Source organism: Flagellimonas sp. (assembly GCF_965601775.1).
GTDB lineage: Bacteria > Bacteroidota > Bacteroidia > Flavobacteriales > Flavobacteriaceae > Flagellimonas.
The window spans coordinates 2,876,234-2,896,223 of sequence record NZ_OZ271837.1 but is presented as its reverse complement, the minus strand read 5'-3'; the positions used below and the strand labels follow the sequence as shown (position 1 = coordinate 2,896,223).

The 19,990-nt window shown below is 40.6% G+C and carries 20 protein-coding genes; 8 read left to right on the top strand and 12 right to left on the bottom strand.

What is annotated here, in order from left to right:
• The first annotated feature begins 195 nt into the window (after nucleotides 1-195).
• From ACSLUF_RS13480 to ACSLUF_RS13470, 3 genes are all read left to right on the top strand, one after another.
• Nucleotides 196-795: a SprT-like domain-containing protein gene (locus tag ACSLUF_RS13480; RefSeq protein WP_435623292.1), complete on the top strand. Its 600-nt coding sequence runs from the start codon at nucleotides 196-198 to the stop codon at nucleotides 793-795.
• 77 nt (nucleotides 796-872) lie between these two features.
• Nucleotides 873-1,952 carry a mannose-1-phosphate guanylyltransferase gene (locus tag ACSLUF_RS13475; RefSeq protein WP_435623291.1) on the top strand — a complete coding sequence of 360 codons (1,080 nt, stop codon included), beginning with the start codon at nucleotides 873-875 and terminating at the stop codon, nucleotides 1,950-1,952.
• A 4-nt stretch (nucleotides 1,953-1,956) separates the two neighbouring features.
• Nucleotides 1,957-3,399, top strand: coding sequence for a DUF389 domain-containing protein (locus ACSLUF_RS13470; protein WP_435623290.1), 1,443 nt, complete (start codon nucleotides 1,957-1,959; stop codon nucleotides 3,397-3,399).
• 36 nt (nucleotides 3,400-3,435) lie between these two features.
• Here ACSLUF_RS13470 and ACSLUF_RS13465 read toward each other — a convergent pair whose 3' ends face one another.
• The 6 genes from ACSLUF_RS13465 to gcvP form a co-directional block, all read right to left on the bottom strand.
• Nucleotides 3,436-4,203, bottom strand: a complete 768-nt coding sequence (locus ACSLUF_RS13465; RefSeq protein ID WP_435623289.1) for an ABC transporter ATP-binding protein — start codon at nucleotides 4,201-4,203, stop codon at nucleotides 3,436-3,438.
• Nucleotides 4,203-4,940: an MlaE family ABC transporter permease gene (locus ACSLUF_RS13460; protein ID WP_435623288.1), complete on the bottom strand. Its 738-nt coding sequence runs from the start codon at nucleotides 4,938-4,940 to the stop codon at nucleotides 4,203-4,205. The genes ACSLUF_RS13465 and ACSLUF_RS13460 overlap by 1 nt, the downstream gene beginning before the upstream one ends.
• A 187-nt stretch (nucleotides 4,941-5,127) precedes the next feature.
• The gene (locus tag ACSLUF_RS13455) at nucleotides 5,128-5,973 is read right to left on the bottom strand and encodes a glycosyltransferase family 2 protein (RefSeq protein ID WP_435623287.1); all 846 of its coding nucleotides are present in this window, start codon (nucleotides 5,971-5,973) and stop codon (nucleotides 5,128-5,130) included.
• Between the two features lie 3 nt (nucleotides 5,974-5,976).
• Nucleotides 5,977-6,495, bottom strand: a complete 519-nt coding sequence (locus ACSLUF_RS13450) for a methyltransferase (protein WP_435623286.1) — start codon at nucleotides 6,493-6,495, stop codon at nucleotides 5,977-5,979.
• Nucleotides 6,496-7,551, bottom strand: a complete 1,056-nt coding sequence (locus ACSLUF_RS13445; protein WP_435623285.1) for a 3-oxoacyl-ACP synthase III family protein — start codon at nucleotides 7,549-7,551, stop codon at nucleotides 6,496-6,498. It lies immediately after the preceding gene.
• A gap of 164 nt (nucleotides 7,552-7,715) precedes the next feature.
• Nucleotides 7,716-10,565 (bottom strand): aminomethyl-transferring glycine dehydrogenase, encoded by a 2,850-nt coding sequence (gene gcvP, locus ACSLUF_RS13440; RefSeq protein ID WP_435623284.1) that lies wholly within the window; start codon nucleotides 10,563-10,565, stop codon nucleotides 7,716-7,718.
• Between the two features lie 124 nt (nucleotides 10,566-10,689).
• Between gcvP and ACSLUF_RS13435 the strand changes: the two genes are divergently transcribed.
• Nucleotides 10,690-11,514, top strand: coding sequence for a hypothetical protein (locus ACSLUF_RS13435; RefSeq protein ID WP_435623283.1), 825 nt, complete (start codon nucleotides 10,690-10,692; stop codon nucleotides 11,512-11,514).
• Here the strand turns inward: ACSLUF_RS13435 and ACSLUF_RS13430 are convergent.
• The 6 genes from ACSLUF_RS13430 to ACSLUF_RS13405 form a co-directional block, all read right to left on the bottom strand.
• Nucleotides 11,511-11,741, bottom strand: coding sequence for a hypothetical protein (locus tag ACSLUF_RS13430; protein ID WP_435623282.1), 231 nt, complete (start codon nucleotides 11,739-11,741; stop codon nucleotides 11,511-11,513). The two genes, ACSLUF_RS13435 and ACSLUF_RS13430, sit on opposite strands and share 4 nt — an antisense overlap.
• A gap of 4 nt (nucleotides 11,742-11,745) precedes the next feature.
• The gene (locus tag ACSLUF_RS13425; protein WP_435623281.1) at nucleotides 11,746-12,300 is read right to left on the bottom strand and encodes a sigma-70 family RNA polymerase sigma factor; all 555 of its coding nucleotides are present in this window, start codon (nucleotides 12,298-12,300) and stop codon (nucleotides 11,746-11,748) included.
• A 116-nt stretch (nucleotides 12,301-12,416) separates the two neighbouring features.
• Nucleotides 12,417-12,788, bottom strand: a complete 372-nt coding sequence (locus ACSLUF_RS13420) for a hypothetical protein (RefSeq protein WP_435623280.1) — start codon at nucleotides 12,786-12,788, stop codon at nucleotides 12,417-12,419.
• Between the two features lie 31 nt (nucleotides 12,789-12,819).
• A complete protein-coding gene (locus tag ACSLUF_RS13415; RefSeq protein WP_435623279.1) occupies nucleotides 12,820-14,850 on the bottom strand; it encodes a M3 family metallopeptidase in 2,031 nt (676 codons plus the stop codon).
• Nucleotides 14,851-14,931: 81 nt separating this feature from the next.
• Nucleotides 14,932-15,423 (bottom strand): 5-(carboxyamino)imidazole ribonucleotide mutase, encoded by a 492-nt coding sequence (purE, locus tag ACSLUF_RS13410; RefSeq protein WP_435623278.1) that lies wholly within the window; start codon nucleotides 15,421-15,423, stop codon nucleotides 14,932-14,934.
• Nucleotides 15,416-16,579 (bottom strand): 5-(carboxyamino)imidazole ribonucleotide synthase, encoded by a 1,164-nt coding sequence (locus ACSLUF_RS13405; protein ID WP_435623277.1) that lies wholly within the window; start codon nucleotides 16,577-16,579, stop codon nucleotides 15,416-15,418. The genes purE and ACSLUF_RS13405 overlap by 8 nt, the downstream gene beginning before the upstream one ends.
• Nucleotides 16,580-16,695: 116 nt before the next feature.
• Between ACSLUF_RS13405 and ACSLUF_RS13400 the strand changes: the two genes are divergently transcribed.
• Genes ACSLUF_RS13400 through ACSLUF_RS13385 form a run of 4 tightly spaced genes read left to right on the top strand, consistent with a single transcriptional unit; the run spans nucleotide 16,696 to nucleotide 19,942 of the window.
• Nucleotides 16,696-17,805, top strand: coding sequence for an adenylate kinase (locus tag ACSLUF_RS13400; protein WP_435623276.1), 1,110 nt, complete (start codon nucleotides 16,696-16,698; stop codon nucleotides 17,803-17,805).
• A 19-nt stretch (nucleotides 17,806-17,824) separates the two neighbouring features.
• Nucleotides 17,825-18,343 carry a GNAT family N-acetyltransferase gene (locus tag ACSLUF_RS13395; RefSeq protein ID WP_435623275.1) on the top strand — a complete coding sequence of 173 codons (519 nt, stop codon included), beginning with the start codon at nucleotides 17,825-17,827 and terminating at the stop codon, nucleotides 18,341-18,343.
• Between the two features lie 12 nt (nucleotides 18,344-18,355).
• Nucleotides 18,356-19,357, top strand: coding sequence for a GTPase ObgE (obgE, locus tag ACSLUF_RS13390; RefSeq protein WP_435623274.1), 1,002 nt, complete (start codon nucleotides 18,356-18,358; stop codon nucleotides 19,355-19,357).
• Between the two features lie 60 nt (nucleotides 19,358-19,417).
• Entirely contained in the window at nucleotides 19,418-19,942 is a 525-nt protein-coding gene (locus ACSLUF_RS13385) for a DUF4136 domain-containing protein (protein ID WP_435623273.1), read from the top strand.
• The last annotated feature ends 48 nt before the right edge of the window (nucleotides 19,943-19,990 follow it).

The window sequence follows — 19,990 nt, the reverse complement described above, 5'->3', positions numbered from 1 at the left end:
TGAATGAATGGCTTTACCCATTGTAAAGCTCCTTCCACAGTTTGATTGTGTAAAAGGTCATTTATACCGGGGCTATTCAATGGTCACTTTTCTTATTTCTAACAAAAAAAACTAAAAACAACATTGAGTAGAATGTGTTGTTTTTGGTGAGGAATAAATGTAAATGATAATTCTTAAACCGCTAATTTTGATTTAGTGAACACTACTTTGAGCAAATACTTGCCGGAAAGAGCTGTGGAGCCTTGTTTTGAACTCATCAAATCCCACGGGGTGCATCTGAAGATTGTGAATCATAGGGTGACTCGACATGGAGACTATCGAAAACTACCTAATGGAGGACATCAAATCACGGTAAATGCTTCCTTAAACCCTTACCGATTCTTGATAACCCTTGTCCATGAAATTGCTCATTTGGTTGCCTTTGAAAACCACGGACGTTGTATTAAGCCTCATGGAATGGAATGGAAAAGAACATTTCAGCAACTGATGCTGCCCTTTATTCGACCCGAGATTTTCCCCACGCAATTACTTCCCATTATTGCTCAACATTTTAAAAATCCTAAAGCCAGCAGCAGTACCGATGCCCGATTATCTATTGCCCTAAAGGCATTTGACCAGGAAGAACGAAAACATCAATATGTGTTTGAGATACCATCCGGAAGCACTTTTCGGTTATACAATGGGAAGTTGTTCAAAAAAGGTAAAAGAAGAATTAAGCGTTACGAATGTGTGGAATTGGCTACAGGCAAAGTATATTTGTTTCAACCCAATGCAGAGGTGGAATTAATACAATGAATGTTATTCCGCACTTAATTCGGAATCCAGAAAACAATAGATTCCCGTCTGCAAGGGAATGACAAAGAAAAACTAACATGAACAAAAACTATTATGCCGTTTTAATGGCAGGAGGAGTAGGATCCAGATTTTGGCCCGTAAGTACTTCTTCTTACCCCAAACAGTTCCATGACATGTTGGGGTCCGGAAAAACCCTAATCCAAAAGACTTTTGATCGCCTTAATGCGTTTATTCCCACAGAAAACATTTTGATACTGACCAATGAACGGTACAATGATTTAGTCTTGGAGCAATTACCTAAGGTGAAGCAAGAACAGGTAGTCCTTGAACCGGCAATGAGAAATACATCACCTTGTATCCTGTATGCTTCCCTAAAGATTCAAAAAATGAACCCAAATGCACTGATGGTAGTCGCGCCCAGTGATCATTGGATAGAGGATGAAACCGCTTTTGCTAATGATGTGAAGGCTTGTTTCGATAGATGCGAAAAGGAAGCGGCATTATGTACTTTAGGGATTCGCCCCACTTTTCCAAATACCGGATTTGGGTATATTGAGTTCGAGAAAGAAGGTGACGAAAAACTCAAAAAAGTGTCTCAATTTAGGGAGAAGCCCGATTATGAAACAGCAAAGGAGTTTCTGGAGCAAGGGAATTTTTTATGGAACGCAGGAATATTTATGTGGAGTGTCGAAACTATAGTGAATGCATTTAAAAATTTTCAGCCCAATCAATACGAGTTGTTCAGACAAGGATATTCCTGTTATAATACCCCTGATGAATCTGAATTTATTCAGGAAAACTACCCCAAAGCAGAAAACATTTCCATTGATTATGCTATCTTGGAACAATCCAAGTCCATCTATACTTTACCAGCTAGCTTCGACTGGAATGACTTAGGCACATGGGGTGCCTTATATGACAAGTTGGAGAAAGATACTGATGAAAATGCCTTTGTGAACTGCCAAACCTTGCTGATAGACGCCCAAAACAATATGATACGGACTTCTAGAGATAAAGTCGTGGTCGTAGACGGTTTGAACGATTATATTATTGTTGACAAGGACGATGTGTTGTTGATTTACCCCAAATCCAAGGAGCAGGAAATTAAAAAAGTGCGCGGTCAAGTGGGAGATTCCTTCGGCGAGCACTATACATAGTTGTATGAGTCAAAACTTATTTAAAGAAGACGAAAATCCCTCTGAGGCCAATTCCGAAGAGGTAAAGAAGGATTTCAAGGGATTATTGGGGAGTTTTCGAAAGTTTATTCTGGAATTACTTGAAATACGTAGTAATACCGACCCAGCTGCCACGCGGGAATCCATTATTGCCGATATTCCCTTTAAAGGGCATACTTCCTGGATTCTAGTTTGCTCTATTTTCATTGCCTCGGTCGGATTGAATGCTAATTCCACTGCAGTCGTAATTGGTGCCATGTTAATTTCTCCGTTGATGGGTCCAATTTTGGGTATGGGAATGTCTTTGGCTATAAACGACCTGGATTTAATGAGGAGGTCCCTCAAAAATTTTGTGGTCATGGTGGTTTTAAGTGTGCTGACAGCCTATTTGTTTTTCGCCTTTTTCCCTCTTAGAGATGAGTCGTCTGAACTACTGGCTAGAACCAAGCCAGACATTCGGGACGTGCTTATCGCCTTTTTTGGAGGACTTGCCTTAGTGATTGCCCGTGCCAAGAAAGGTACCATAGCCAGCGTAATATTTGGGGTGGCCATTGCAACGGCGCTTATGCCTCCTTTATGCACCGTAGGTTTTGGTTTGGCCATTGGCAAGCCTTTATATGCACTTGGGGCCATGTATCTGTTTACTATCAACACTATATTTATAGGGTTGGCCACTTTTTTGGTCATAAAATATCTGCGGTTTCCTATGGTGCGTTACGCCAATTCAAGAAGGCGTAGGCTCATTGCTCGAGCGGTTTCTGTGGTGGGATTGGCCGTTATGATTCCTGCGGGATTTACCTTTTACAACGCCCTTTTGGAAAGTAGGTTTTCTGCGGATGCGCAACAATTTGTCAATAATGAGCTGGAAAGCCTGCCCAACGCATCCTATTTAAAAAGAAACGTGAATGTTGCCTATAATCCCGACGGAGAGAGTAGAATTGAATTGTTTTCATTTGGAGAATATCAGATTCCAGAGTCAACACTCCAGATATTAAATTCTCGCTTGGAGGATTATTCAGGACTAAAAAATACCGTAGTCACCGTAAACCAGTCCAAGAATAGGAGTTTGGATGAACTAAAATATATGCAGGCTGTCCGCGAGAGGGATTCCTTAGATCTTTTGAGTAGAACCGCCCAGATTGCATTTTTACAGAACAAGGTAAAGGAGCTTTCCGCTTTGGAAAATTTGAAAATCCCATTTCAAGAAGTAGTTTCCGAAGCAAAAATCAACTATGAAAACCTAACTTCAATGGGTTTTGCCTATCAAATTCATACAGATTTCAATAAAACGGATACTATTCCTGTTTTTGAAGTCAAGTGGAATGACAACATCCGCAGGGATCAAAAGACATCGGAGCATCAAAAACTAATGCAGTGGTTAAAAGTGAGGTTACAGGACTCGACTTTAATTGTTCGAATGGTTGACTAGCTTTCCCCAACGACTCGTTTGCAACCCTAATTATCTTCAATTTCGTTCCTCAATATACATCTGTCTCACCTTCTTGAAAAGCTCTGAGGAGTAGACAAAGTTGGTCACGGCCTCATTATCGGTTTTGAAGATTTCCTTGTTGGTACCTTCCCATTCCTTATACCCATCTTTTAAGAAGATGATTTTCTCTCCAATTTCCATCACCGAGTTCATGTCGTGCGTATTGATAACCGTAGTGATATTATATTCCCTAGTGATTTCCTGAATCAAGTTGTCTATTAGAATGGCTGTTTTTGGGTCCAACCCAGAATTGGGTTCATCACAAAAGAGGTATTTGGGATTCATTACGATGGCTCTGGCAATGGCAACCCTCTTTTTCATTCCTCCGGAAATCTCTGAAGGGAATTTTTTATGGGCATCAACCAGGTTTACACGTTCCAAAACAAAATCAACTCGGTCCTGCATTTCAGCCTTACTTTGTTTGGTAAACATTTCTAAGGGAAACATGACATTCCCTTCCACTGTCATGGAATCAAAAAGGGCACTACCCTGGAATACCATACCCATTTCCTGTCGTAAGTCTCTTCGCTCACTTATGGAAAGCTCTGAATAAAACTGCCCATTATAACAAATTTGACCCTGTTCTGGTTCAAAAAGTCCCAAGAGGCATTTCAGGAATACGGTTTTTCCTGAACCACTTTGTCCTATGACCAAATTGGTTTTACCTTGTTCAAAGCTTGTAGTGATTCCTTTCAGAACGTGAGTATCTCCAAATGATTTATGTATGTCCTCGACTTGAATCATTAGCCTAAAAGTAGTTGCGTGAGAATATAGTTTAAAATGATGATAACCACACTGGTCCAAACAAATGAAGTGGTACTTGCCTTACCTACCTCCAAAGCACCGCCTTTCATGTAAAAACCATGATAGGACGGGATAGTGGCGATAACAAAAGCAAAAACCACCGTTTTGATAAAGGCATAGGTTACATGAAAGGGAATAAAATCCAATTGCAAGCCTTTCACAAACTCCCCACTTGGCGCGTAGCCGCCAAAAGCACCAGCTATCCAACCCCCAAGAATACCAATATACATGGCCAGTGCCACGGCAAAGGGATACATTAGCATGGCAATAATTTTGGGAAAAACGAGGTAATTGAGCGAATTGACTCCCATGACTTCAAGGGCATCTATTTGTTCGGTCACCTTCATGGTCCCTATACTGGAGGTGATATAAGAACCTACCTTTCCCGCCATGATGATTGAGGTAAAAGTGGGCGCAAATTCCAGAATAACAGATTGTCTGGTAGCAAATCCAATTAAACTTTTGGGGATAAGTGGGCTATTTAAATTTAAAGCGGTCTGTATGGTAACCACCCCACCAATGAAAAATGAGATAAAAATTATGATGCCGAGAGACCCGAAAATAAGTTCATCGATTTCCTTAAGAATCAGGGACCTCATGATTGGCCATTTGGTAGGTTTTTTAAAAACTTCCCAAACCATGATGAAGTATCTTCCAATCGCTTCCAGATAGTTCATGCGATAAAAATAAGAATATTGGTTTGCATTTAACCTTCAAATGAATTTTTAAAAAGGGAATATTAAAACAGCACTATCGCTATGCCAAAAAAACTGGGCGAGGGGGGATAATATTCTTTTACCCGTAATTTTTGGCTTTTAAGGACTTTTCTGTTCGTATACTAGTCCAGAAGAAAAAGCATCTATTTTAGGTTAACTTGGATAAGATTCCCTTCCACCTGTAGCTTCGAATAAATTTGCCTTCTTCTGCAGAGACGAAAGGAGTACTGCCCTGAAAAAAGGCTTTTAAATAGCCCCAAACTGTTTGAAAGTAAAGTTTCAGGCTTTTCGCTTGCCATGCCATTTTCAAGGCTGCAATCTTGGTTAGAACAATACCATATCGCATTTTGTATAGTGCTTCACCTTTGGCTTGATACCCTTTATTGCTGTATCCATGGCCAGTAGGGCGAAGGTGTTTTACCTCCAAAGAAGGGTCTGTGAGGGTCTCAAAACCATGATATTTTGCTAAAAGGATATCCACTGTGTCCCAACCTATTCCAGGGCGTAGTCCGCCTATTTTTTCAAAACATCCCTTAAAATAGAGTTTTATAGGTCCTCGGATGTGGTTTCTATCCGCTATATTTTCATAAACCCAAGTATCTTCTTTTTCGATGTAAAGCAGACCACCACACATGCCCAACTTCCAATTGCTTTGAAAGTGATTCAGCATGAACTCAAAATAATTGTTGGGTAGTATAAGGTCTGCATCGAACTTGCCTATTAAATCATACTCAGAAGTGTGTTCTAATCCAAAATTAAAAGTATCAACCACTTTTTTTCCAGGGATATGCTCATCTAGGGATTTGCGTTGAATAACCTTTATCCAATCAAACTTTTTTGCATACTGCAATGCGATGTCATAGGTGGCGTCACCTGAGTTATCATCCACAATGATCAGCTCATTAGGTTTGTGCGTTTGATGCACAAAGGAATCCAAACATTGGGAAAGATAGGCTTCCTCGTTATGTGCAGGTATGATAATGCTGATTTGCATAGGTTAGCGTTCGGCATAAACAATATAGTAACGCGGAGTAAAAAGGCGGAGTAGGGGCCGTACGCCTATTTTTTTAGTAGGATTGGTCCACTTTGCAGTATCCTTGATTTTCCATCCTGCTTTTTCCAAGAGCCAATCAAATTGCCAATCCTCGAATTCATGGAAGTGCCTGTCCCAAGGATCAGTTTTACTTCTGTAAGCGGATGAAAACCACAGTCGCAATGGAATGCTAGCAACCAGTTTTGTTGCTTTTATCTCTTTCAATACATTATATGGCGCCACGAGATGTTCAAAAATTTCAAAGGCCGTAACCACATCAGAATCGGAAGCTTTTACACTGGAAAAGTCAACATCCAAATCCTCACCTTGTGTGTTGGTTACCTTGTAGCCATTTTGTTTCATTATGGCGGAAAATGGATTATCCACTCCCAAATCCAGAATGCTATCCGAAGGGGAAATATGTTTTCTAAGAAAAGTTAAGGTGTGCTTGTATCTTTTATTCGGAAAGTTGTTTTCGTACATCTAATATCTATAAACAAAGGCGTTGATGTTCATACCAGCGCCAACGCTTGCAAAGATAACAACATCTCCCTTGTTTATATTATGGCCTTCCAACTCTTCTTTTCGTACTAAATCAAATAGCGTTGGGATAGTTGCCACAGAACTATTACCCAGTTTGTGTATGCTCATGGGCATAATATCAACTGGCGCTTCTTTCCCGTAAATTCTGTAAAACCTTTTGATGATGGCCTCATCCATTTTTTCATTAGCTTGATGGATAAAAATCTTTTTTATTTGATCTATGCCTACACCACTTTCGTCCAAACAATCTGCCATTGCCTTGGGTACATAAGTACAGGCGAACTCGTATATTTTCCGACCATGCATCTTGATATATCGCGTATCTGAACAGCCTTCTTCATTGTAAGTTTTATCAAAGAATAGGAAGTATGCTTCTCCGTTGGCATGGGTTACAGACGCATGGCTCAAGATTTCACCTGAGGCTTCCCCTTCTATTACAGCCGCCCCAGCCCCGTCTGAATAAATCATACTGTCTCTATCATGTTCATCGATTACTCGAGATAAAGTTTCACCTCCAATAACCAAGCATTTTTTGGCCATACCACTCCGAATGAATGCCGTAGCCTGAATAACACCCTCAATCCAACCAGGACAACCAAAAATCATATCATAGGCAACACATTTCGGATTTTTGATTTTTAAAAGATGTTTCACCCTTGTTGCCAAACTGGGTAAGGTATCTCCTTGGATTTTTCCGGGCGTTAAATCACCAAAATTGTGTGCAAATATGATGTAATCCAATTGCTCTTTATCAATATTGGCATCCTCAATGGCTTTTTCCGCCGCGAGATACCCCAAGTCGGAGGTATTTAAATTAGGTTGGGCATACCGCCTTTCAGCAATACCTGTTATCGATTTGAATTTTTCGATAATTATGCTGTTGTCAACACCAAACGATGAGCCATCATCAGCGAGAAAATCATGCTCTAAAAAGTCTTCGTTTTTCGTGACTATGGATGGGATATAGCTTCCAGTTCCGGTGATGCCTATTTTCATATAGAGGTTTTAATTTTCTAAGATAGGATTCCTCAACCCGCTTTGTTATGCATGCATAATATTGGATATGATGTTCAAGACTCCTTACATTCAAGTTAGGAAAGAGTGTAGTCTACACTTTTAGCTTAAATCCAAGGGCATTGCCAGTAAATACAGGAGGTATTCTATATTTCGGCGTATGCTTCTATCGGCGCACAGGTACAAATCAAATTACGATCCCCAAAGGCTTCGTCTACCCTTCTAACGGTGGGCCAAAATTTGTTTTCCCCCACATAATCCAGTGGAAATGCCGCTTGCTGTCTTGAATATGGAAAATCCCAAGTATCACTGGTAACCATATGCAAGGTGTGTGGTGCATTTTTCAGTATATTATTAGAATCTGATGGGTTTGCTTCATCGATTTCGCCACGTATGGCGAGCATCGCCTCACAAAAACGATCAAGTTCTGCCAAGCTCTCACTTTCTGTAGGTTCTATCATCATCGTTCCAGCCACTGGAAAAGAAACGGTAGGTGCATGAAATCCATAGTCCATTAACCTTTTGGCAATATCGGTAACTTCTACGCCATGTGCTTTAAAAGGTCTACAGTCAATAATCATTTCATGAGCTGCCCTGCCCCTTTCACCAGTATATAGCACATCAAACTTTCCTTTTAAGCGGTCTTTTATATAATTGGCATTCAAAATGGCGATTCTGGTTGCATCAGTTAAACCTTTGCTTCCTAGCATCTTGATATAACCGTAAGATATCAAACAAGCCAAGGCACTGCCCCAAGGAGCTGCGGATATAGCGGTAATTGCCTTTTCCCCTCCAGTTTTGATGACTGGGTTGGTCGGTAAGAATGGTTTCAATTGTTCAGCAACACAAATAGGGCCTACTCCCGGTCCACCTCCACCATGCGGTATGGCAAAAGTTTTATGAAGGTTTAAGTGACAAACATCTGCACCGATGATGGCTGGGTTGGTAAGACCCACTTGAGCATTCATGTTTGCCCCATCCATATATACTTGACCCCCATGGTCATGAATCAATTTCGTGATTTTTATAATAGAAGACTCAAAAACTCCATGCGTGGAAGGGTAGGTTACCATCAAAGCAGCAAGGTTGTCTGAATGCTGCAATACCTTTTCTTCCAAATCGGCGACGTCAATGTTACCTAGCTCATCCGTTTTGGTAACAACTACCTTCATACCTGCCATTACAGCGGACGCTGGATTGGTTCCATGGGCAGATGCAGGTATAATGCAAATATTTCGATGCCCTTCGCCTCGGGACTTGTGATAGGCCTGGATAGTCATTAGTCCTGCGTACTCCCCTTGTGCACCCGAATTGGGCTGCAAAGAGGTCGCAGCAAATCCGGTAATTACATTCAACTGCTGTTCCAATTCTTTTAGAACAATCTGATAACCCTCAGCTTGATTTAAGGGAGCAAATGGATGTATATTCCCCCAGTTGGCCCAGCTTAATGGAAGCATTTCGGAGGCAGCATTCAATTTCATGGTACAACTTCCCAAGGAAATCATAGAGTGATTCAAAGCCAAATCCTTGCGTTCTAATTTTTTAATGTAGCGCATCAACTCTGTTTCGGAATGATAGGAATTAAAAACTTCATGTTCCAAGAAAGGTGCTTTGCGTGATAGGGAAGCAGGTATGCTCGAATGTCCTGCTTGTGCCAAATCTGCGGATTCCTTTCCAGCAAGTTCCGCAAAGCACGAAACCAATGATTTTAAATCATTTTCCGAAGTTGCTTCATTAAGTGAAATGGAGACGGTTTTTTCATCAATAATATTCAGATTGATTTCCTTACTCTCCAAAAGACTTCTTAGTTTTTCGCTATCGTTGACCTGAACTTGTATGGTATCGAAAAAAGCAGTGTTTTCCTGTGTAAAACCCATCACAGTAAGGGTTTCTGCCAATGTTTGGGTCTGTCTATTCACTTTTTCTGCAATGTATCGAAGACCTTTAGGTCCATGGTATACGGCATACATCCCAGCCATGACCGCCAATAAAACTTGAGCCGTACAAATATTCGAAGTTGCTTTGTCCCTTTTTATATGTTGTTCTCTCGTCTGGAGCGCCATGCGAAGTGCACGATTCCCATCGGTATCCTTGGTCACCCCGATTATTCTACCAGGAATGTTTCTTTTGTAGTCTTCTTTGGTGGCAAAAAAAGCGGCATGTGGTCCTCCATAACCCAAAGGAATCCCAAAGCGTTGTGTGGTACCCACCACTACATCTACACCCCATTCGCCGGGTGGGGTTAAGAGCACCAAACTCAAAATGTCGGCGGCTACCGCTACTTTGATATCGTTTTCTTTAGCTTTTTCCACAAAGCTTGCATAGTCATATACCTGTCCATGTTTTCCAGGGTATTGTAGCAGCGCTGCATAAAAGTCAGCGGAGAAATCAAATTCCTCGTGATTTCCTACCACCAATTCAATTCCTAATGGTGTAGAACGTGTTTTTAAGAGGCTAAGGGTTTGGGGTAGTATTTCCTCAGATACAAAAAACTTTAATATCCCATCCTTTTTTTGTTGTCGACTGCGAACATCATACAACATGGTCATGGCCTCAGCTGCTGCAGTACTTTCGTCCAGAAGAGAAGCGTTTGCGATTTCCATTCCGGTTAAATCACATACTGTAGTTTGAAAGTTGAGCAAAGCTTCCAAGCGTCCCTGGGCAATCTCTGCTTGATAGGGAGTATATGCTGTGTACCATCCTGGGTTTTCCAAAATGTTTCTTTTGATAACGGAAGGTGTCAAGGACTCATGGTAGCCCAGACCAATATAGGTTTTGAACACCTTATTTTTCTCAGAAAGCTTCTGAATATGATTCAGGAACTCGTGCTCGCTGATACCTTCTGGCAAGTCTAGGGGTGATTTCAATCTGATGTCATTGGGAATGGTCTCATAAATCAATTGTTCCATGTCTTCGACTCCAACAGTTCGGAACATCCTATCGAAATCGTTTTCGGTGATTCCATTATGACGGGAAGCAAACATTTCGGTATTCATAGTCAACTTTTAAAGTTTACAAAATTAGCGATAAATTCACTGAAAATTGGGATTTTTGATAGGGGCCGTTTTAAAATTATCAACTATAAATTAACCTTGGGCTGCCCTCTCTACAAACTGTTTAATGCGAACTCTTCGAACTCTTTTTGACTTTTACTTGGATGCCAGTATCCATGTGGGTTTGGCCGTGTCCGCGTTGATTTTTGTCACCTCTCTTTTGTTAAACATTCCTATCCAATATGCCCTATTGGGCTTCGCTTTTTTTTCGACCATTGTGTGCTACAATTTTATCAAATATGGTGTGGAGGCCAAAAAGTACCTCATAGTTTCAAAAACCTATCACAAAAGAATCCAACTATTTAGTTTTTTAAGCTTTTTCCCAGCGGTCTGGTATGCGGTTCAACTTAACGAAACCGTTTGGATGACCGTTTTTGGGTTGAGCCTTTTATCCTTGTTGTATGCAATACCCTTCTTTCCAGGAACAAGAAACTTGAGAAACTTTGCTGGCTACAAAATTTATGTAGTGTGTCTGGTGTGGGCTGGGTTTACAGTTCTATTGCCTGTTTTTCAAGCAGGGGTTCCGGTTGAATGGGATGTTGTTATTCTTGTGATACAACGATTTCTTTTAGTACTGGTTTTAATGCTTCCCTTTGAAATACGGGATATGGAAACCGATTTTGAAGAATTGAGGACGATTCCACAGATTATTGGAGTTCAACGCACTGTAGTTTTAGGGATAGTACTTACCCTGCTTTTTGTACTACTTACCTTTTTTAAAGATTACGTAATTCATAAGGAAATAGTATCTAGCATACTTTTGGGAGGCATCTTGATACCTATGCTACTTGTATCCAAAAAAAAACAATCCAAATACTTTGCGGCTTTTTGGATTGAGTCGATACCCATATTGTGGGTGCTTATTCTAGTAATTCTTAGGGAACTAGGCTAAAAATGTTCTTTTAGCTTTTTCTTCATATCATCCTTTTCATCCTCGGATAGGGTATCCAAACCCGCACGTTCGCAAAGGGACGTAAGCTTTTTATTCTTTGCAGAGAAATCGGAGCATTCTTTGCTAAAGAGTAAATACACATTAAGTTGTAGCAATTCCCACCAAGAAGCTTCTCCATATTGACTTTTGGTGCAAATTTGCTTTGCTCTTTCAAGAGATATTTTCATATGTCTAAAACCATGTTTGATTCATACAACCCATAAGCGCCGTTCGTGCTCTATGGATCATAACCCACAAATTGGACGGATTAATTCCCAATTCATTACAAATATCTTCAGTGCTCATTCCCTGAATGGTCTTCATCTTGAAAACCAATGACTGCTTTTTGGGCAATTTGGAAATGCACTCTTCGATAGCAAGCCCCAATTCCTCGTTTTCAATCGTGTTGTCCCCATCCCTGCTGAATGGGTCAGCTACCTGCTCTTCAAGCCAATCTCCCTCCGATTCCGAAGACGCATTGTAATTGATACGTACCTCAGCCTTTCCTTTGTTGGAATTGATTTTTCGGTAGTGGTCAATCACTTTTCGTTTTAAAATTGCGATTAACCAAGTGCGTTCAGCAGCATCACCTTTATAGTTTTTGGCTGAATTAAGTCCTGCGACGAAAGTCTCCTGTACTAGGTCTTTGGCGATTTCAGCGTCACTTACTCTAGCGACAGCATAATTAAAAAGGTAGTCTGCGTATAGGTCTACCCAGTTGTTGGGATTAAGTTCGTGGCTTGCCATATTTGTTTGAAGTATCAAATTTAATGGATTTTAGTTAATGATTTCATGTTTTGTCCATTACAAACGACTTCAAAAAGTATCACGAAATGTTCATGAAATGAATATTTAGCTAAATGTTAAGAAATTGGCGGGGGTAGATCATCCTGCAAATGGGCAAGTTTAGCTTTATGGGTGATAAAAACAAAGAAAGTGGCCAATGCCATTGGTGGTACAGCAATGCCAACTAGTGAGATGGAATCTGAACTGGGAATATCCAGTATATTCCAAACAACAAAGGCCAACAAATATAAAAGGGTCAGTACCGAATAGATTTTTAGACGAAATCTAGTCTTACTATCCAGCTTGGAGAATCGGCTAAACATAATTATGGCCAGAAATACCTGTATAATGCCAAGTACAATCTGGGCAATCATCCCAAGGTAGATGGTAATATACAAAAGGAGGGTAATTGCATAGCTCCATTTGTTGATGTTATGTAGCAGTTTCATACTTCAAAACTTTTGAAGAAGTCTTCAAAACCTAATCCGAACTTTGAATAAGACCCGCACGTTCCAATAGGGGTTCAATTTTGGGTTCTTCGCCCCTAAAACGCTTGTAAAGCGTCATTGGGTTTTCAGTTCCTCCTTTAGAAAGTACGTGTTCCTTGAACTTATCGGCTACTTCTTTGTTGAAAATTCCTTCCTCTTTGAAGTACGCAAACGCATCAGCATCTAAAACCTCAGCCCATTTATAACTATAATATCCCGATGAATACCCTCCCTGAAAGATGTGGGAAAAAGCGGTGCTCATACAAGTTTCAGTTGTTTCAGGAAATAGACTTGTGTTTTCAAATGCCTTGGTTTCATAACTTTTCACATCGGATATCCCGGAAGGATCTTTACCATGCCAAGCCATATCCAAGAAACCAAAACTCAATTGGCGTACCGTAGCCATGCCTTCTTGAAACGTTGCGGATTCTTTTATCTTTTGAACTAGTTCCATAGGAATAAGTTCCCCAGTTTCGTAGTGATACGCAAAAAGTTCCAAAGCCTCTTTCTCATAGCACCAATTTTCCATTATTTGACTCGGTAGTTCCACAAAGTCCCAATACACCGATGTTCCCGAGAGACTTGGATAATTGGTATTGGCCAGCATTCCATGCAAAGCATGGCCAAATTCATGAAATAAAGTGGTCACCTCATTGAAAGTCAGCAATGAAGGTTTTGAGCTTGTGGGTTTCGTGAAATTACAGACGTTTGAGATGTGCGGTCTGCTATTTTCACCATTTAAGGTGTATTGTGGTTTATAGGAAGTCATCCAGGCACCGCCTCTTTTTCCTGGTCTAGGATGAAAATCAGCATAAAAAAGTGAAATTAGGCGGTCATTCCTATCGTACACCTCAAATGTCTTTACTTCTTCGTGGTATTTTTCAATATCAAATACTTCTTTGAACTTAAGGTCGAACAGCTTCTCTGCTACTTTAAACACCCCATCAATGACATTTTCCAGTTTAAAGTAGGGTTTGAGCTTTTCGTCGTCTAAATTGAATAGTTTTTGCTTCAATTTTTCTGAATAATAGGCACTGTCCCACTTTTCCAGTTGATTAATGCCGTCCATTTCTTTGGCAAAGGCTTCAAGTTCATTAAATTCTCTTTTTGCAGCAGGTTTGGCTTTTTCCAGCAACTCATTCAAAAAATCAAGGACCTTTTGAGGAGTCTCTGCCATGCGTTCTTCCAAAACGAAATGAGCATGTGTATTATACCCTAAAAGATTTGCTCTTTCATGACGAAGGTTGACAATTTTTAAAACATTTTCCTGATTATCCAAATCGTCCCCGTGAAAACCTTTGCTTCCAAAAGCAAGGGAAAGTTCCTTTCTTAGGTCCCTGTTTTCGGCATATTTCATAAAAGGGATATAGCTTGGGTAATCCAAAGTAACCAGCCAACCCTCTTTCTCTTTTGATTTAGCCAATTGTGCAGCAGCTTCTTTGGCTCCCTCTGGAAGTCCTTTGAGCTGTTCTTCTTTGGTCAGGAGCATTTCATATTTGTTCGTCTCGGCCAAGACGTTTTCGCCAAACTTCAATTTAAGCTGGGCCAATTCCTTATCAATTTCCCGAAGTCTATTCTTCCCAGCTTCATTAAGATTGGCTCCGTTGCGACTAAAACTCTTATATCGCTTCTTCAAAAGCGTTTTCTGCTCTTCCGAAAGCTCCAATGCGCTACGGTTTTCATAAACCGATTTTATCCTTTTGAAAAGTCCTTCATTAAGGGTAATATCATTGCTAAATTCGGATAGCAAAGGGGAAACTTCCTGTGCTATTTTCTGAATTTCCTCATTGGTTTCCGCTGAATTTAGGTTAAAAAACAGGCTTGATATGCGGTCCAACTGCCTTCCAGAATAATCCAAAGCGACCAAAGTATTTTCAAAAGTCGGAGGTTCAGGATTGTTTGCAATTTGGTCAATTTCTTGTCTCGCATTTTCAATGGCCTGTAAGAAAGCAGGTTTAAAATGTTCGTTATGGATTTGCTCAAAAGGAGCTTTATCAAATGGGGTTAATAAAGGGTTGCTCATTGATAAATTTTACTGGGTATAATTCTCGAATACCTTACCTCCTTACAAGACTTCAGAAGGAGGTCGTTCGAATTGATAATTTTATTTTTTATTTCTTACTTCTTCTGCGCCCTTGATCACTTTTTCTTTAAGGCCTTGCTTGTAGACTTCAATTTTATCCATCACACATTGGTCTGAAGAACCGATAATTTGCGCAGCAAGGATTCCAGCATTTTTAGCGCCATTTAGGGCCACCGTTGCGACCGGGACACCTCCGGGCATCTGAAGGATAGACAGTACAGAATCCCAACCATCAATGGAGTTACTGCTTTTAACTGGCACTCCAATCACAGGTAGGGGGGATAAAGAGGCTACCATACCGGGAAGATGAGCAGCTCCACCAGCGCCAGCGATAATGACCGAATACCCATTTTTATGGGCATTTTTTCCAAATTCAAACAGTTTTTCCGGAGTTCTGTGGGCTGAAACAATGTCCACATCCACTGGAATATCAAAACCTTTTAAAATGTCCACTGCTTCTTGCATTACGGGAAGATCACTGGTACTTCCCATGATTACCGCTACTTTACTCATATGATTCACTTACTACCTTAATAATTTCTTTTACTTCTTGTGCTTTGGACCTTGCTTTCGACATGTCTTCATCTACAATGGTAACATGTCCCATTTTTCGAAAAGGCCGGGTTTGTTTTTTTCCATAAATATGAGGAGTGACTCCTTCCATATCCAATATATCCTCAATATTTTTATAGATGACGCTTCCAGTATGCCCTTCTGCTCCCACCAGATTTACCATAACCCCTGCCACCTTGCTGGAGGTATTTCCCAAGGGCAGGCCAAGTATTGCTCGAATATGCTGTTCGAATTGATTGGTATAACTGGCTTCTATACTGTAATGCCCACTATTGTGAGGGCGCGGGGCGACCTCATTCACCAAAATTTCATCGTCTTGGGTTTGAAATAATTCTACGGCCAAAAGACCCACATGTTCCATGTGTTGTGATACTTTCAGAGCCACCTCTGTTGCTTTGTTGGCCACCGAATCGTCAATTCGCGCAGGACAAATAACATATTCCACTTGATTGGCCTCTGGATGAAATTCCATCTCAACTACAGGATAGGTGGTGACATTCCCCTTAGAATTCCTAGCCACAATCACAGCGAGTTCGTTTTTAAAATCCACCATTTCTTCCGCAATACACTCCACATTGGGTAAATCCTTCAAATCGTCTAAATGCCTGACTATTTTTACTCCCTGTCCATCATACCCAAATTGTGCACTTTTCCAAACAAACGGAAGTTGCATCCCCCCGTTGGCAATGCTGTCCTCAATTTCTGAGGTATAAGCAAAGCGAGAAAAAGGGGAAGTTGGAATGTTGTGGTCAACGTAGAATAGTTTTTGCGTAGCCTTGTTTTGAATAGTGCGTAAGGTTTTGGATGAGGGATAGACAATGATGCCCTCATCTTCCAACTTTTCTAGCGCATCCACGTTTACATTTTCTATTTCTATGGTCAATATATCCACGTTACTTCCAAAATGGTAAACGGTATCAAAATCCATTAAATCTCCCTGGATAAATTTATTGCAGGCAATACTGCAGGGGGCTTCATGGGATGGGTCCATAACTTGGGTGTAGATATCCCATTTTCTGGTTTCATAGAGCAACATTTTACCCAGTTGTCCGCCGCCGAGAATACCAAGTTTAAAATCAGAAGAGAAAAAATGCATTGATATGATATTGGAATACCGGCAAAAATAAGGCAATTCACCAAAGGAGGAAAAGCCTGGCCCGAAAGACCTTATAAAATGTTATCTTTGCCATCCTGATAAAACGAGCCAAAGCTTTGATTCGACTTCATGACAAGTATTTCAAACCTTTTTTAAAGGAAGAGCAAATTTTGGAGGCCATTGATGGCATGGCGCAACAAATTGCGGCCGATTATAAAGACAAAGTACCTGTTTTTGTAGGAGTGCTCAATGGCGCGTTCATGTTTGTATCCGATTTTCTGAAGGTATACCAACAACCCTGTGAAGTTTCTTTTGTTCGCTTAAGTTCATATCAAGGATTGACCTCTACAGGAATTGTGGAAAGCCTACTTGACATTCCAGAAGACGTTGATGGAAAGAGTATTATTATTTTGGAAGATGTCATTGATACCGGTCGTACCTTAAAACAATTGGTACACCTTTTTTCACAAACGAATGTGAAAGAGTTCAAAATCGCTTCACTTTTTTATAAATCTGAAGTATACAATGGAGAATATACCATTGATTATGTAGGATTGGAAATCCCAGATAACTTTATTGTAGGCTATGGGTTGGATTATAAGGAATTGGGACGTAATCTCAGGGAAGTATATCAATTAAATGAATCACATATGATTAACCTAGTGTTATTTGGAAAGCCCGGTGCTGGTAAAGGAACCCAGGCAGGTTTCTTGAAGGAAAAATATAATTTAAAGCATATTTCCACTGGGGATGTTTTTCGTTATAACATGAAAAACGGGACTGAGTTGGGAAAATTGGCCAAGTCCTATATTGACCGAGGCGATTTGGTTCCCGATGAGGTAACCATAGATATGCTGAAGGATGAAGTTGAGAAAAACCCAGAAGCTGCAGGATTCATTTTTGATGGATTTCCACGTACTGCTGCCCAGGCTGAAGCTTTGGACAATTTCTTGGAATCCAAGAATATGCAAGTGAATGCTACCATTGCATTGGAAGCGGATGATGAAATTTTGATTCAACGCCTCCTGGAAAGAGGAAAGGAAAGTGGCCGTTCCGATGATCAGGATGAAAGTAAGATTCGCAATCGCTTTGACGAATACAATGAAAAAACAGCTCCGCTACGAGCATATTATGAGAAGCAAGGTAAGTTCCATTCCGTAAATGGAATAGGTGAAATTTCAGAAATTACTGAGAGATTGGGAAAGGTGATAGATTCACTTTCCTGATAGTTTTGGTTACTTGAAAATGGACTTTGATTTTCAGCCAAAATTGGAGAATGACCTGATTAGGCTTAGACCGTTGCGTGCTGAAGACTTTACCCCACTTTTAAACGTAGCCTCAGACCCCAAAATTTGGGAACAGCATCCAGATAAAGAAAGACATACATTGAAAGGTTTCAAGGTGTTTTTTGAAAGTTCTTTGGCGTCCAAGGGATGTTTGGTGGTAATTGATAGGGAATCAAGGGCAATTATTGGAAGTTCAAGATATAAAATGCATCCCAATGAGGAAGACGCTATTGAAATTGGATGGACATTTTTGGCTCGACAATATTGGGGAGGCTCCTATAATGGGAGCGTCAAAACACTAATGATTGACCACGCCTTCCAATACGTAAGCAAGATTTTGTTTTTTGTGGATAGATATAACGTTCGGTCGCAAAAAGCAGTTGAAAATCTCTTAAACCTTAAAAAATTTAAATTGTTGCTGGATAAAAAGATGAAAGCTGATGGGAAAAACATCACTTACATCTTACGGAAAGCATAATATAACAAAAGCATGACCGAAGGTAATTTTGTCGACTATGTAAAGGTACACATAGCCTCCGGTAATGGGGGTAAGGGTTCGGTGCATTTGCATCGTGAGAAATATGTGGCTAAAGGAGGCCCCGATGGCGGTGATGGTGGTCGTGGAGGACATGTAATTGTCAAAGGGAATAAAAATCTTTGGACCCTAATCCACTATAAATTCAAAAAGCACTTTAAGGCAGGTCATGGAGGGCACGGGAGTAAAAATCGAAGCTCGGGTGCCGATGGCGAGGATGTATATCTAGAAGTTCCTTTGGGAACCGTTGTGAGGGATACGGAAACAAACCAAGTCCTTTTTGAAATCACGGATGATCAAGAAGAGCGAATTGTCGTAGAAGGAGGAAAAGGAGGAAGAGGCAATTGGCATTTTAAAAGTGCTACCAACCAAACCCCTAGATACGCCCAACCGGGAATTCCAGGGAATGAGACCCAGATTACATTGGAATTAAAGGTCTTGGCGGATGTAGGCTTGGTGGGTTTTCCCAATGCTGGAAAATCAACCCTTCTTTCCGTAATGACCTCTGCAAAACCTAAAATTGCTGATTACGAATTCACGACACTAAAACCCAATTTAGGTATTGTCAAACATCGGGATTTCTCAAGTTTTGTCATGGCAGATATTCCGGGAATCATTGAAGGAGCAGCAGAGGGCAAAGGATTGGGCCACTATTTTCTCAGGCATATCGAACGAAATGCTACCTTACTTTTCTTAATTCCTGCGGACAGCAATGATATTTCCAAAGAATATGACATTTTGTTGGATGAGTTGAGGCGTTACAATCCGGAGCTTTTGGACAAAGATCGAATCATTGCCATCTCGAAAAGCGATATGTTGGATGACGAGCTGATGGCAGAAATGAAAGAGGAATTGGATAAGGACTTCAAGGATTTCCCCTATTTATTTATCTCCTCGGTGGCCCAAATGGGCATTCAAGAGTTAAAAGATAAACTTTGGACGTTGTTGAACGATTAAAGCTTTTTCAAGTTTTCTTTACCGCGAGGATTCAGTAACTTTAAGTCTAAACTAAGCAAGATGAGATTTCTATTAAGTATAGTTGTTCTTGGGGTATTGATGTCATGCAGTGCCGTAAGGGTGGATTATGACTATGACAAAGGGGTGGATTTCTCGAATTATTCCACTTACAACTACTTTTCCGATATGCAGACTGGATTAAGTCAATTGGATGAGAGAAGGTTGTTACGGGTGTTGGATTCTACTCTAAAGACTAAAGGATATCAGCTTGCTGAAGAACCTGACTTTTTCATTAATATTTTAAGCAATGAGTTTCGCGGGTCACCCAATAATGCGGTTGGCGTCGGAATCGGGGGTACAGGAAGGAATGTTGGGGGAGGGGTTTCCCTTGGGATTCCGGTCGGAAACTCTGGCCTTCAACGAATGATTCAATTTGATTTCGTTGATGCTGACCGCGATGCCCTCTTCTGGCAGGCTTTTAGTGAAAGCGGTTATCGCGAAAATGCCTCGCCTAGTGTCCGTGAGGAAAAACTAAGAGCCGTTGTCAAAAAAGTGTTCTCAAAATACCCACCACAACAAAAGTAGTTTCCGTTAAAGTAGTGGAAATTACCGCTTGTCATATTTTGCCATTTC